General features: G+C 71.8%; 14 protein-coding genes. 4 read left to right on the forward strand and 10 right to left on the reverse strand.

Annotation, left to right across the window (positions count from 1 at the left end; genetic code table 11):
• Positions 1 to 18: 18 nt before the first annotated feature.
• Together PCC79_RS12450 and PCC79_RS12455 are read left to right on the forward strand one after the other, a co-directional pair.
• Positions 19 to 780 (forward strand): alpha/beta hydrolase, encoded by a 762-nt coding sequence (locus tag PCC79_RS12450; protein ID WP_342372011.1) that lies wholly within the window; start codon positions 19 to 21, stop codon positions 778 to 780.
• Positions 777 to 1,172 (forward strand): DUF2218 domain-containing protein, encoded by a 396-nt coding sequence (locus PCC79_RS12455; RefSeq protein ID WP_342372012.1) that lies wholly within the window; start codon positions 777 to 779, stop codon positions 1,170 to 1,172. Before PCC79_RS12450 ends, PCC79_RS12455 begins: the two co-directional genes overlap by 4 nt.
• Positions 1,173 to 1,178: 6 nt before the next feature.
• On the opposite strand, the gene PCC79_RS12460 is transcribed toward PCC79_RS12455, so the two are convergent.
• Complete coding sequence (locus tag PCC79_RS12460) at positions 1,179 to 2,354, reverse strand: basic secretory protein-like protein (RefSeq protein WP_342372013.1); 1,176 nt, start codon at positions 2,352 to 2,354, stop codon at positions 1,179 to 1,181.
• A gap of 136 nt (positions 2,355 to 2,490) precedes the next feature.
• Entirely contained in the window at positions 2,491 to 2,748 is a 258-nt protein-coding gene (locus tag PCC79_RS12465; protein ID WP_342372014.1) for a hypothetical protein, read from the reverse strand.
• A gap of 153 nt (positions 2,749 to 2,901) precedes the next feature.
• Between PCC79_RS12465 and PCC79_RS12470 the strand changes: the two genes are divergently transcribed.
• Entirely contained in the window at positions 2,902 to 4,641 is a 1,740-nt protein-coding gene (locus tag PCC79_RS12470; protein WP_342372015.1) for a DEDD exonuclease domain-containing protein, read from the forward strand.
• A gap of 9 nt (positions 4,642 to 4,650) precedes the next feature.
• Positions 4,651 to 4,926 carry an Lrp/AsnC ligand binding domain-containing protein gene (locus PCC79_RS12475; protein WP_342372016.1) on the forward strand — a complete coding sequence of 92 codons (276 nt, stop codon included), beginning with the start codon at positions 4,651 to 4,653 and terminating at the stop codon, positions 4,924 to 4,926.
• Positions 4,927 to 4,960: 34 nt separating this feature from the next.
• Here PCC79_RS12475 and PCC79_RS12480 read toward each other — a convergent pair whose 3' ends face one another.
• From PCC79_RS12480 to PCC79_RS12515, 8 genes are read right to left on the reverse strand one after another with little or no spacing between them, the layout of a single operon-like run.
• Positions 4,961 to 5,479, reverse strand: a complete 519-nt coding sequence (locus PCC79_RS12480) for a peptidylprolyl isomerase (protein ID WP_342372017.1) — start codon at positions 5,477 to 5,479, stop codon at positions 4,961 to 4,963.
• 46 nt (positions 5,480 to 5,525) lie between these two features.
• Complete coding sequence (locus tag PCC79_RS12485) at positions 5,526 to 6,656, reverse strand: enolase C-terminal domain-like protein (protein ID WP_342372018.1); 1,131 nt, start codon at positions 6,654 to 6,656, stop codon at positions 5,526 to 5,528.
• The gene (locus PCC79_RS12490) at positions 6,653 to 8,473 is read right to left on the reverse strand and encodes a thiamine pyrophosphate-requiring protein (protein ID WP_342372019.1); all 1,821 of its coding nucleotides are present in this window, start codon (positions 8,471 to 8,473) and stop codon (positions 6,653 to 6,655) included. The genes PCC79_RS12485 and PCC79_RS12490 overlap by 4 nt, the downstream gene beginning before the upstream one ends.
• Positions 8,470 to 8,880 (reverse strand): hypothetical protein, encoded by a 411-nt coding sequence (locus PCC79_RS12495; RefSeq protein WP_342372020.1) that lies wholly within the window; start codon positions 8,878 to 8,880, stop codon positions 8,470 to 8,472. Before PCC79_RS12495 ends, PCC79_RS12490 begins: the two co-directional genes overlap by 4 nt.
• A complete protein-coding gene (locus tag PCC79_RS12500; RefSeq protein ID WP_342372021.1) occupies positions 8,877 to 9,890 on the reverse strand; it encodes an SDR family oxidoreductase in 1,014 nt (337 codons plus the stop codon). The genes PCC79_RS12495 and PCC79_RS12500 overlap by 4 nt, the downstream gene beginning before the upstream one ends.
• Complete coding sequence (locus tag PCC79_RS12505; RefSeq protein WP_342372022.1) at positions 9,887 to 11,719, reverse strand: glycoside hydrolase family 15 protein; 1,833 nt, start codon at positions 11,717 to 11,719, stop codon at positions 9,887 to 9,889. Before PCC79_RS12505 ends, PCC79_RS12500 begins: the two co-directional genes overlap by 4 nt.
• Positions 11,720 to 11,756: 37 nt before the next feature.
• Positions 11,757 to 13,400 carry a GMC family oxidoreductase gene (locus PCC79_RS12510; protein WP_342372023.1) on the reverse strand — a complete coding sequence of 548 codons (1,644 nt, stop codon included), beginning with the start codon at positions 13,398 to 13,400 and terminating at the stop codon, positions 11,757 to 11,759.
• A complete protein-coding gene (locus PCC79_RS12515; protein WP_342372024.1) occupies positions 13,397 to 13,807 on the reverse strand; it encodes a gluconate 2-dehydrogenase subunit 3 family protein in 411 nt (136 codons plus the stop codon). The genes PCC79_RS12510 and PCC79_RS12515 overlap by 4 nt, the downstream gene beginning before the upstream one ends.
• Positions 13,808 to 13,822: the final 15 nt, after the last annotated feature.

Genomic DNA, 13,822 nt, shown 5'->3' on the forward strand with positions numbered 1-13,822 from the left:
ACCCCTACGATGGGGCGCATGCCCGTCCTGCCCCACGCCGAGCCGTACCACCACGACGGTGACGAGATCGGCGTCCTGTTCTGCCACGGCTTCACCGGCACCACGGCGGCCCTGCGCCCCTGGGCCGAGGCCGTGGCGGCCGCCGGCCACACGGTCGCACTGCCCCGCCTGCCGGGCCACGGCACGAGCTGGCAGGAGCTGAACGTCGTCCGGTGGCAGGACTGGTACGACTGCGTGGACGCGGAGTACCTGCGCCTCACGGAACGGTGTTCCCAGGTGTTCGTCGCAGGCCTCTCCATGGGTGGCGCGCTCGCCCTGAGGCTGGCGCAGAACCACACCGACATCGCCGGCGTCGTCCTGGTGAACCCCGCCCTCGGCGCGGTCGACCCCAAAGCACGCCTGGCCGGCATCCTGCGCCACGTGGTGCCCGCCGTGCCCAGCATCGGCAACGACGTCATGCACGAGGGGGTCGACGAGGGCGCCTACGCCATGACACCCGTGGGCGGCGTCGCCCAGCTCAACAAGCTCTGGGCGGAGGTGAAGGCGCTGCTGGACCTGGTGACCTGCCCGCTGCTGGTCTATCGCTCCCGGGTGGACAACGTGGTGCCCGCCTCGTCGGTGGACACGATCCGGCGGCTCGTCTCCTCGCTCGACTACACCGAGATCTCCCTGTTGGAGAGCTATCACGTGGCAACCATCGACAACGACGCCCCGCGCATCTTCGCCGGCTCGCTGGACTTCATCGAGCGGGTCTCCCAGACACAGGCGGAACTCTCGTGACGGATCTGACCACGGTCGCCGACGTCGCCACCGAGCGGCCCGCCCGCTACGGCAAGCAGCTCGCGGCCCACCTCGGGCGCCGCATGGGCAGCGACTGGTCCGACGACGACCGGGCGGGTTGGATCCAGTTCGGCGCCGGCCGGGCGGTGCTGACGTGCACCGAGAGCACCCTGCGCATCGAGCTCACCACCGAACCCGGGTCGGTCGGCACCCTCGAAGATGTGATCGGACGCCACCTCGTCCGTTTCGGTGCCCGGGACGAGCTGGTCGTCGCCTGGCGGCGCCACGACGGCAGCACGGGCACCCGTCAGGAGAACACCGGCGAGGACGAGGGCCGTCCCGGCCGCGAGGGTGCCGGCCCCGCCCCCACCGGGCTCCCTGAGACGGTGTGACCGCAGTCAGCGGCGCCGGGCCAACTCGGCGCGCAGCAGCTCGGTGAGCGCGGCGGCTGACGGAGCGGGCGCGCCGGCCCAGTCGTGGGCCCACGCGAGGAGCGCGTCGCGGCCGTGCTCCGCCACGATCCCCGCGACGGCGGCCTCGGCGAGGGCATAGGCCCGGGCGACGGTGTCCGGGTCGGCGAAATCGGCGTCGGTGGGCAGTTCCGCGTCGGCGGGGGCCCCGGCCGATGCGGCCCGGTTCTCCGCCCGCAGCTTCGGCCACCACGGCGCCGCGACCCAGTCGGCCACGCCTTCGCGCACCCACATCGGTGCCCGGTCGCCCGAGACCCCCAGGGCGACATGGACGACCTCGTGGGTCAGCAGGCCGGCGACATCGGCGTCCGACCACGCCCGGGTCACCATCGGATCGACCACCACCACGTCCTGGTGGTCGACCTCACGGACGGTGTAGGCGGCCGCGCCGGAGCCCGCGTCGCCGGCGTCACGCAGGTCGAAGTCGCGGCTGTCGACGGGAATCTCCACCACCACGTCCCCCGTCCAGCCGTGCCAGCCGTCCAGGCCCGCATCGCGGACGCGGTCGGCCGCCGTGCGAGCATGTTCCAGCCACGCGTCGGCGTCGACCTCGGCGGCAGCGAGCACGCTCACCGGCCCGGAGCGGGCGAGCACCACCGGGTGCCGCAGCCAGATGGGCAGCGGGCTCGGGTCGTCGACACCGTCGACCAACCCCCCGAGGAGCCGGACCGGCAGCGCGGTGGCCGACGTGCCCGCCTCCTCACCGACGCGCCAGGTCACCTCGAGATGGCCGTCCGGCGCGCCGGCCAGCTCCACGCCGGCGAACGAGCGCCAGGCCGAGAACCACACCTCGCCCAGCGTCCGGGCACCGGGCGTGAAGCAACGCAGGAAGCCTTCTCGGTCGCCGGCCCCCACGGCCGCCCCCAGCCGGCGCGCCAGTGCCGCGCTGGCGGCCTCCGCACTGGCGGCCTCCGGGCCGGCGGCGTCCGCGCTGGCCGTCCGGGTCGCCGGTGAGCCCGACGTACCGCTGGCCGGCTGGGCGGAGGCGTCCGACAGCGCCGCGCACCCGGCCAACCCTCCGAGGGCGGGGGCTGCTCCGAACACCGCGAGGCCCACCAGCGCGCGCCGGGTGATCCCCGCCTCGGGGTCGGGGGTCGCAGGCATGCTGGGCACGCTAGCGTCTCGCGGGCCCGCGACGCACCTGGCAGGCGCCCCGGTCGCACCGGCCCCGTGCGGTCCGGGCGGGACCGCGCCGGACGTAGCCCCGCGCCGGACGTGGCCCCGCGCTGACGTGACCCGGTCAGGCGCGGTGCCGGCGGCCCTCGTGAGCTGCGGCCGGCCGGGGCCAGCGCTCCGGCGGGTCGGACGCCACCGGGTGCACCAGGCGCAGGGGCGGCAACAGGCCACCCCCGGCCAGCGCGTCCAGGGCGTCGACCTCGTCCGCCGCCAGCGGGTCCGAAGCCTGCCCCGGCGCCCCCAGCAGCACCGACACCACACACCCCTGGCACGCCGGGCCCCGGGCGGAGCAGGCGTTGCAGTCAACCAACATCGTGTCCATGCCCGCACCCTCGCAGGCCTCTCCGACAATTTTACGAACCGGTGTCCGTTTGCCGTCCTCGACGAGCCCTCCTCGATCAACCGGGCCGTGGTGCGGGGTGGGGTTCACCGGCGTTTCGGAAAAGTGTCAGAGGCTGCTGGGAGTCTCGGGTCCATGCGTTCCCCGGCCCCGCTCCAGCCCAGCTTCGACGATCTCGGTCACCCCCTGGCCACCACCGTGTTCGTGGTGGTCGACCTCGAGACCACCGGCAGCGGGCCGCAGGCGTCCATCACCGAGATCGGCGCGGTGCGGGTGTGTGGCGGTGAGGTCACCGGTGAGTTCCAGACCCTGGTCAACCCCGCCGAGGCGATTCCGCCGCTCATCAGCGTGCTCACGGGCATCACCAACGCGATGGTGGTGGGCGCCCCGCGGGTCGCGGAGGTGTTGCCCTCGTTCTGGGAGTTCGCGCGGGGGGCCGTCCTGGTCGCCCACAACGCCGCCTTCGACATGGGCTTCCTCAAACGCGCGGGGGCGGCGCTCGACACGCCGTGGAGCAACCCGCCGGTCGTCGACACCGTGGCGCTGGCCCGCGGGGTTCTGATGCGCGACGAGGTGCCCAACGTCAAGCTGGCGACGCTGGCCCACCACTTTCGCACCCCGGTCGAGCCCAACCACCGGGCGCTCACGGACGCCCGGGCGACCGTCCACGTCCTGCACGCGCTGCTGGAGCGCGTGGGCAACCTGGGCGTCGCCACGATGGAGGATCTGCTGGAGTTCACCCGCGGCGTCTCCCCCGAGCGCCGCGCCAAGCGCACGTGGGCGTCCGACCTGCCGGCAGCTCCGGGGGTGTACACCTTCGTCGCCGACCTGCCCGACCGCGACGGGGTCGTGCGGCGCCAGGTGCTCTACGTGGGCAAGAGCGTCAACATCCGCTCCCGCGTCCGCTCCTACTTCACCGCGGCCGAGAAGCGCCCGCGCATGGAGGAGATGGTGCGGGTGTCCACCGGGGTGGAGGCCACGGTGTGCCGCACGCCGTTGGAGGCGGAGGTGCTGGAGCTGCGTCTCATCGCCGCGCACGCGCCGCGCTACAACCGGCGCTCCAAGTTCCCCGAACGCCAGCACTGGTTGAAGCTGACCCGCGAGCCGTACCCGCGCTTCTCGATCGTGCGAAAGGTGGCCGACGACGGCGGCACCTACCTGGGCCCGTTCGGACGCCGCCAGGGCGCCGAGGAGGCGATGTTCGCCCTCCACGACGCCTTCGCGCTGCGGCAGTGCACCGAGCGGCTCTCCGAACGGCGGCCGGGGACGCCGTGTGCCCTCGGTGAGATGGGACGCTGCGTCTCTCCGTGCGACGGCACGGTGAGCCGCGCCGAGTACACCGAACTGAGCGATCGGGTGCGGGTGGTGTTGGACGCCGACGTCCGGCCGGTGTTGACTTCGCAACGGGAGCGGCTGGCGCACCTCATCGCCGCCGAGCGGTTCGAGGACGCGGGGCGGGTCACGGCGCGGCTCGGCAGCTTCGTGCGGGCGGCCACCCGCACAAGGCGGCTCGCGGCACTCGCCGGGTGCCCCCAGATCGTCGCCGCCTGCCGGACGGACGTGGGCTGGGAGATCCACGTCATCCGCTTCGGACGCCTCGCCGCGGCGGCCGTCGCACGCCCGGGAGAGGTGCCCCAAGCCGTGGCACGGGACGCGGTGACGGCGGCCGAACGCGTCGAGCGGCCGGTGCCGGGGCTCCCGGCGGCGACGATCGAGGAGGCCGAGCGGGTGGCAGCGTGGCTGGAGCGGCCCGGCGTCCGCCTCCTTGAGATCGAGGGCGAGTGGAGTTGGCCGCTGCACGGCTCCATCGCGCTGGACGACCTGCCCCGGCACGCGCTGGCCGCGGCGTCACCGGCACCGGCCGGGAGTGGTTAGGGTTCAGCCATGAACACCGCGATCGTCTTCATCAACGCCGAGGTCGACCAGGTGCCGGAGGTCGCCGAGGCCCTGGCCGCGATACCCGGCGTGACGGAGGTCTACTCCGTCACGGGCGCCATCGACCTCGTGGCGATCATCAGAACACGGACGGTCGACGAGATCGCCGACATCGTGACCGGTCGGATGAACAAGGTGCCCGGCGTCGCCGACACCCAGACCCACCTCGCTTTCCGCGCCTACAGCGCGCACGACCTGGAAGCGGCCTTCTCCCTCGGGGACTGACCCCGGGGGCGAAGGCCGCTGGCGGTGCGGAGCCTCAGCCCTCGCTGATCTCGACGGACTCGATGACGACCGCGTCGACCGGGCGATCCCCGCGGGCGGTGCGAACGTGCGCGATCTCGTCGACCACGGCACGGCTCGCGTCATCGGCGACCACGCCGAAGATCGTGTGACGGAAGTTCAGGTGCGGCGTCGGGGCGACGGTGATGAAGAACTGCGAACCGTTGGTGCCCGGGCCCGCGTTCGCCATGGCGAGCAGGTAGGGCCGGTTGAACATCAGCTCGGGGTGGAACTCGTCGCCGAAGCGGTAACCCGGGCCCCCGGTCCCCGTGCCGAGCGGGCAGCCGCCCTGGATCATGAATCCGTCGATGACGCGGTGGAACACGAGGCCGTCGTAGAAGTTCCCGGTGGTGGACTGGCCACTCTCCGGGTCCTTGTACTCCTTCGTCCCGTTCGCCAGGCCGACGAAGTTGGCGACGGTCTTGGGCGCCTGCTCGTCGAACAGGTCGAGCACGATGTCGCCGTGGTTGGTGTGGAGGGTCGCCTGGGAGGCCACGGTGGAAGTCCTTTCCTCGGATCACGCGGTGTGCGAGTACCCCACGTTACCCTGAGCGCCGCGTCCCCTGGCCGGCGGGCACCCGGTGGCGTTCCATCGCTTCGGGGCGGAACGTGAGACCGTGCCCCGGCGCGGCGGGATCGGGGGTGATGGTGCCACCCTGCGGATCGAGCGTCCCGTCGAACGCCTGCTCCTCGATGCGCACATGGTCGTGGAACCATTCGAGATGACGCAGGTTGGGGGTCGACGCAGCGACGTGGGCGTGCAGGTTGGGCGCGCAGTGGCCTGACACGGTGAGCTCGTGGGCGGCCGCCACGGCGGCCGAACGCAGCCACTCGGTGTAGCCGCCGCAACGCCTGGCGTCCACCTGGAGACAGTCCACGGCGGACGCCGCGCACATGCGCTGGAAGTACCCCACGTCGGTGCCGTACTCGCCGGCGGTGACATCGGCGTCCACCTGCTCGCGCACGAACCGGAGACCGGCGAGGTCGTTGGAGCTCACCGGCTCCTCGAACCAGCTCACCTGATCGTCCGTGCACGCGCGCAGGACGCGGATCGCCTGCTTCGCGCTGTAGGCGCCGTTGGCGTCCACGAACAGGGCGGCATCCGGCCCGATGACCGACCTGGCCTGCGCAATGCGGGCCAGGTCCCGCGCCACGCTGCCGCCCCGGTCCTGGCCGATCTTGATCTTCACGCGGGGGATCTGCTGGTCGTGGACCCACCCACCGAGTTGGGCGCTCAGCTGCTGCTCGTCATAGGTGGTGAACCCGCCGCTGCCGTAGACGGGCACGTCGGCGTGGACGGTCCCGAGCAGGTCGACCAGGGACCGGTGGAGCAGACGAGCCTTCAAATCCCAGCAGGCGACGTCGGCCGCCGACACGGCGTAACCCGCCGCTCCGGCGCGGGTGTCGTTGCGCACCGCCTCCACCATCGCGAGCCAGGTTCCCGGAACGGCCATCGGGTCGCGCCCCTCCACCACCTGCGCGAGCTGACCCGACACGATCTGGGCGCACGCCGCCGGCCCGTAGGTCCAGCCCGTGCCGGTCACGCCGTCACAGGTGACGGTCACGACCACCAGGGTGGTCGAGTTCCACGCCGCGGTGCCGTCCGCCTCCGGGGCATCGGTCGGGATCGTGTAGGCGGCGGCCCGCACCGCGCTGATCGTGGCTCCGGTCATCGGCCCGGGTCGTCTCCGGTGACGGCGTGCTTGACCTTCGCGAACAGCTCCGCGCCCAGTGCCCGCGCCGATTCGCGCGCGACGGCGACTTCGGCAGGATCCCCCTTCAGCATCGTGGTGAGGAAGCCCTTGGCCTCGTCCAGGGAGATGTGCGCGGGCAGCGGCGGGACGTTGGGGTCGGTGTGGACGTCCAACACGACCGGCCGGTCCGCGGCGAAGGCCTCGTCCCACGCAGCCTCGACGTCCTCGGGTCGGCGCACCGTGATACCACGCAGGCCGAGCAGTTCGGCGTAACCGGCATAGTCCATGTCCTCCACCAGCTGGCTGGTGTCGTAGCGGGGGTCACCCACTTCTCGCATCTCCCAGGAGACCTGGGACAGGTCGTTGTTGTGCAGGACCAACACGATGAAGCGCGGATCCTCCCACTCCCGCCAGTGCCGCTTGACGGTGATCAACTCGTTCATGCCGAGCATCTGGAAGGCGCCGTCACCGATGGTGCACACCACCGGACGCCCCGGGTGGGCGAACTTGGCCGCCAGCGCGTAGGGCATGGCCGCCAACATGGTGGCCAGCATTCCGGAGAGATTGCCGGACATGCCCCGGCCCAGCCGGATGTGGTGGCCGTACCAGTCGGCCGTCGAACCGGCATCGGCCGTGACGATGGCGTTCTCGGGCAGGCGATCGTTGAGCGCACGGTAGACGAGACGCGGATTGACCGGATCGGCCTTGACCTCCGCCTCCCTCTCGGTGATCTCGATCCACTCACGCATGCCCTCTTCGATCCCTTGTTGCCACCTGAGGTCCTCCCGCGGCGTCAGGTACGGCAGCAGGGCCGCCAGGGTGGCCTTGGCGTCGCCCTGGAGGCAGACCTCCATGGGGTAACGCAGGCTGAGGTGGCGCGGGGACAGGTCGATCTGGACACCGCGAGCCTGACCTGTCGGGGGCAAGAACTCCGCGTAGGGGTAGTTCGAGGCCACCATCAGGAGCGTGTCGCAGTCCTGCATCATGTCGTAGCTCGGCCGCGACCCCAGCAGCCCGAGTTGCTGGGTGTGGTAGGGCAGGTCTCCAGGGACGACGTCCTTGCCCAGCAGGGCCGTGATGACCCCGGCCCCCAGCCGTTCGGCGACCGCGATCACCTCATCGGTGGCCCCGCGGGCGCCCTGACCGACGATCATGGCCACCTTGCTCCCCGCATTCAGGACCTCGGCGGCCCGCCGCAGCTCGGCCTCGTCGGGCCGCACGGTGGTGATGGCGTTCCCGGCTCCGGTCCGGGACACCCAGTGCTCGGCGTCGGGCTCTGCGGCAGGCATGTTCTGGATGTCGGCGGGCAGGATCACGACCGTGGGGCAGCGCTCGGCGGCGGCGATCCGGACGGCGCGGTCGACGACCAGCTGCGCCTGCATGGGGGTTGTGACGGTCTGGACGTACCCTGCCACGTCCTGGAAGATCCGCTCCAGGTTCACCTGCTGCTGGGCCTCGCTGCCGAGCGAGACCCTCCCCTGCTGGCCCACGATGGCGACCACCGGCTGGTTGTCCATCTTCGCGTCGTAGAGGCCGTTGAGGAGGTGGATCGCCCCCGGGCCGGAGGTGGCGACGCACACCCCGACCTCACCGGTGAACTTGGCGTGGGCGCAGGCCAACAGGCTGGCGATCTCCTCGTGGGTGGGACGGATGTAGCGGAAGTCCTTGCCTGCGGACTCGCCGCGCTCCAGCGCGCCGTCGAACCCACCGACCCCGTCGCCCGGGAAGCCGTAGAACCGGTGCAAGTCCCACTCGATGAGAGGGTCGATCACGAAGTCGCTGACGGTGTTCTTCATGGGGTGCTCCTCTTCGAACGATGGGCGATGACGGAGGTCGATACGGGAGATGGGTGGCCGGGGGCGCGTCCGGCGCTGAGTCGGATCTCGGTGAGGGCGAACAGGCTGGCCACGATCCCGTCGGAGGCGGCAAGGCGTCGGTCGTCACCGTGGGCCGACGCCCCGATGGGCACGAGGCTCGCCGCATGCAGGGCGTCGACCACCCCGCCGACCCGGTGCGCACCGGGCCGGTCGAGGGCCAGCAGCACCACGCCCTGCGTCACCTGCCGGGCACCCAACACCCGAGTGAGCGTGACGGCGGTGGGTGACGGGCGGCACCCGACCAGGCCGGCCACGTGCCGCGGGGCGAGCAGCTGTACGACACCGAAGGCGACGCGGACGCCTTCCGCGACGCGCGAGGCCCTCATCGCAACCGCTTGGTGAGGACGGCCGCGCCCACGGCGAGGGCACCGGCGGCCAGCGCGCCGAGCAGGCCGTGGTGCTGGGACGCCCAGACCTGCGCCGAAGTCGAACGCGCGCGGTCGTCGAACGCACCGTGGGTGCCGAAGTCGCGCTCGGCGTCGGCAGGTTCCCACAGGTTGGCGGGCTGGTCGGGATCCCGATCCTGCGACGTCTGTTGGGACGAGAACCCGGTGATCCCCAGGTAGCGGTCGAGCACCCCGGGCGCGATGGCGTTGGCGGCCAGCGTCCCCATCGTGCTCGAACCCACCCAGTACTCGCGGCGGCGTGGGTGGTCGGCGGCGTAGACGACCGCACGAGCAGCAACCTCGGGTTGGTAGATGGGCGGCACCGGCTGGGCATGCTTCGGCAGGCGCGACAACACCCACGAGAACTGCGGGGTGTTGACGGCCGGCATCTGCACCATCGTCACGTGCACGGGAGACTTCTCGTGCAGCAGCTCGCACCGCAGCGACTCGTGGAAGCCCTGGATGGCGTGCTTCGACCCGCAGTAGGCCGTCTGCAGCGGGATCCCCCGATAGGCCAGCGCCGAGCCGACGTGCACGATCGTGCCGTACCCGCGCTCCTTCATCCTGGGCAGCACCGCCATGGTGGCGTACACGTACCCGAGGTAGTCGACCTCGGTGGCCCGCTTGTACTCCTCGGGCTTGATGTGCTCGAACCGGGCAAACACGCTGGTGAACGCGTCGTTGACCCACACGTCGATCGGGCCGAGCTCGGACTCGATGCGCTCCACGGCGGCGTGCACGGCCTCGTGGTCGGCCATGTCGGTGGGAACGATGAAGGCTCGACCGCCCGCCTCCTCGACCTCTTTGGCCGCGCCTTCCAGGCCCGCGCGGCCCCGCGCGAGCAGGGCGACGGTGGCTCCGGTTCGGCCGAACTCGATCGCGGTGGCCCGTCCGATCCCGCCCGTCGAGCCGGTGACGGCGACGGCCCGGGGGCGTTCGCTGGTGCTCATGTCTCCTCCTGGTGGTGGGTGTGGTGGTCGTCGGTCGGGTCCGGGCGGGCCGCGCCGGCCAATCCCCCGGCGCGGTCGCCCCGCCGCACGAGATCGTCCAGCCGAACCGTGGCCTCGATGAACATGGCGTGCACGAAGGCCTGCGGGAAGTTGCCCCTCAGCTGCCGTTGCGCCACGTCGTACTCCTCGGTGAACAAACCCGAGGTGGCACAGGCCGACCGGGCGCGTTCGTAGTAGTGCACCGCCTCGACGGCACGGCCCGCGTGCGCGTGCGCGAGGGCCAGCGTGAAACCGCACAACGTGAAGGCACCCTCGGCATCGCCCAAGGGCCGGCCGTCCTGGCGGAACCGGTAGACGAATCCGTCCCGGTCCAGGTCCTGACCCACGGCCCGGCGGGTCGCCACGCTGCGCGGATCGTCGGCGGGCAGCGCCCCTCGCACGGGGGGCAGAACGAGCGCCGCGTCGAGCCCGGCGTCCGACGGGCTCCGCTGCCACCGGCCGTCGGGGTGCACACAGTCGGCCGCGATGGACGCCAGCAAGGTGTCGGCCAAGGCCGACCACGATGCGGCCTCCCGGAGCGACGTGCACTTCGCGATCGACCGCAACCCGGCCACACAGGTCAGTCGCGAGTGCGTCCACCGGTCGTCGTCCAGCTCCCAGATACCGGCCTCGGGTTCTGGCCACTTCTCCTCGATGACGCGCACGCACGTGCGGACGGCCTGCCAGCGTCGCGCATCGAGCAGGCCGTGGGCATCGGCCGCCGCGTACAGCGACAACGCCTCGCCGATCGCGTCGAGCTGGAACTGCTGGTTGACCCAGTTGCCCACCACGTCACCACCGCCGGGGTACCCCGGCAGACCGGCGTGGTGCTCGTCGGGCACCGGTGTGCCGTCGACGCGGTACGCGGGCTTGAGGTCGGTACCGTCGGCGAGCAGGCGATCGGTGACTAAGGTCAGCGCCGACTCCAGCAGGGGATGGGGGCCCAGGGCAGCGATCGCCTGCCCCGCGTAGCACTGGTCACGGATCCAGGCATACCGGTAGTCGTAGTTCCGCCCCGCCCGGGCGCGTTCGGGCAACGCCATCGTCGCTGCGGCGACCATTCCGTGATCCCGGGACGTCAGGCCCGCCAGTACGGCGTAGGACTGTCTCACCTCGTCGGCCGCCCGCAGCCCGTCCACAGCGGGCACCGTCCGGGCCCACGAGGCCTTCGTGCTCTCCCACGCCTCCTGCGCCGCCACGGCCTGGCGCGGCAGCTCGCTGCGGGAGAGTTCGAGCACCAGGTCGTGCTCTCGTCCTTGGCGCACGTCGAGATCGAGCACCAGGCACCCCTGCTCGTCGGGCCGGGCGTCGCCCGCGCCCTGCCACCGGAACTGCACCCCGTGCCCGCGGCCCGTCCACACGCCGTCCTCCAGCGTCAGGTCGTCCACGACCTCGCCGCCGAAGCCCGCGCACACCTGCAACTCCACCCGCACTCCGAGGTCCGCCTGCTCGGCGCGGATGCGGTGCAGGAGCACCACGCGGTCGATGTCAGCGGGATGGCCCAGCGCCTCGTCGGCCTCGAGGACGCCCTCGGTCGTCGTCCACCGGCCCCGCCACACCAGGGTGCCCGGCAGGTAGGAACCCCCGCGCACGTGCCACGGGTCGGCCGGTGCGACGACGTACCGGCCGGGGCCGCCCAACAGGCCGGAGAACACCGGCTCGTTGTGCCAGCGGGGAACGCAGAGCCAGACGACGCCGCGGTGGGGGTCCAGCACCGCACCCCGTTCCCCGTCCGCGATGAGCGCGTGGTCCCGCAACGCACTGGGGGTGACGTCGAGTCGCGCAGTCATGGTGCCTCCCGGTGGGTCGGGTCAGGTGGGGACTGGTTCAGAGGGACGGGGTGCGGTGGGCCAGCAGGTGGGCGGTCCGGGCCGCGTTCGCCATGATGGTCAGTGCCGGGTTGGCGCTGCCCTGGGTGGGCAGCACGCTGCCGTCGGTGATGTAGAGGTTCGGTATCGCGAAGGTGCGGCAGGTGGCGTCGACGACGCCGTCGTGTTCGTTCGACGCCATCCGGGCACCGCCGACGAGGTGGGCGAAGCGCTCGATGGTCAACACCTCCTGGGCACCGGCGGCGCGCAGGATGTCCTCCATCGTGCCGCGAGCCGCCTTCATGAGCGCCTTGTCGTTGTCACCCATCGAGTACGAGAAGTGCGCCACCGGCATGCCGTGGCGATCGGTCTGGTCGTCCAGGGTCACCCGGTTCCCCGGCAGGGGCAGGAATTCGCACAGCGCACCCAGGCAGGCCCAGTGGGGGTAGTCGGACATGTAACGGCGCAGATCCGCTCCGAAATGCCCCTGGGCGCTGATGTGCTCGGCCCACGTCACCGGTTGCGGCGACACCGTCTGGATCGAGTAGCCGCGCTGGTACGGCTTGGTCGGATCCGTCTCGTAGAACTGCTCGCTGCTGACCTCCGGCGGCGGTGCCTTCCACATCCGCACCTCGGCTTCGAACCGCCCGGCGGTCTGCGGGGCCCCCTGCACCATCAGGTAGCGCCCCACCTGGTCGTGATCGTTGCACAACCCGTCGGGGAACCGCTTGGTCGCCGAGTTCAGCAGCAGCCTCGGCGTCTCGATCGAGTACCCGGCGACCGCGACCATCCGGGCCCGCTGGAAGCGCTCCACCCCACGGTGGACGTAGTGCACCCCGGTCGCGCGCCCGGTGCGCTCGTCGACACCGATGCGGGTCACCATGGCATCGGCGCGGATCTCCGCCCCGTGGGCCAGCGCGTCCGGCACGTGGGTGATGAGGGGGGACGCCTTGGCGTTGACCTTGCACCCCTGCAGGCAGAACCCGCGGTAGATGCAGTGGGGCCGGTGGCCGAAGCGGCCGTTGGAGATCGCCACCGGCCCGACCCGGGTCTCGATTCCCAGGACCCGGGCACCGCGCTGGAACATCTCGCCGTTGCCCGAGACCTGGTGGGCGGTCTGGGGATACCGGTGAGGGTCCCCCCACGGCCAGTCCTCCCCCGCCACGGGCAGCTCGGCCTCGATCTCCTCGTAGAACGGCCGCATGTCCTCATAGCTGATGGGCCAGTCCGCCCCCACCCCGTCCCGGGTGCGGATCGCGAAGTCGCTCGGGTGGAACCGCGGCACGTAGCCGGCATAGTGAACCATGGAGCCGCCGACGCCGCGCCCGGAGTTGTTGGAGCCCAGCGGCACCGGGTCGTCTCCGGAGATGACGCGCGGTTCTGTCCAGTACAAATGGTGCGAGCCCGCCTCGTCGCTGACCCAGTCGGTCTCCGGATCCCAGAACGGCCCGGCGTCCAGCGTCACGATCCGCCACCCGGCGCGAGCCAGCCGCTGCGTGAGCACCCCGCCACCGGCGCCGCAGCCGATCACGACCAGGTCGACCTCGTCGGAGTCCTCGAAACGCCGCATGTCGTGGCGCAGGCGGTAGTCCAGCCCCCCGCGCGGGGTGAGCAGCCACGCCGATTCGTTGCGGGCCCGCGTGCGGGCGTGAAAGCCCTTCATGTCGTCCAGTTCTGGGCCGGCGCACGGCCGGACTCCGACGCGGAGTCCGCGGCAGTGGGCACGCGGGTCGGGTCGAGGTCCGGCCGAGCGTCGGCCACCTCGAACGGCTCCCGCCGGTCCACTCCGAGGTTCTTGTAGCCGCGCGGATAGGCCGGGCCGGTGAACCCCATCTCCTGCCACGCCCAGGGATGCGCGTAGAAGGCGGTGCAGGCGTAGCGGGTCCACAGGCTCCACACCCGCCCGGCCGGCAGGCCACGCCACGGGTCGGGGGCGAGCTGCTGGATGCCGTGGAGCACCGCGATCTGCGTCTCGCGCGCCAACTCGTGGAACCGGCAGCCGTGCTCATCGCGCGCCTGCTCGTCGAGCTTCGCCAACGATTCCCGCCAGGCGTCACCGTCGTGCGGCATGTCGGCGTAGCGCCA

This window comes from Propioniciclava soli, assembly GCF_038502305.1.
In the GTDB taxonomy this organism is placed as follows: domain Bacteria; phylum Actinomycetota; class Actinomycetes; order Propionibacteriales; family Propionibacteriaceae; genus Propioniciclava; species Propioniciclava soli.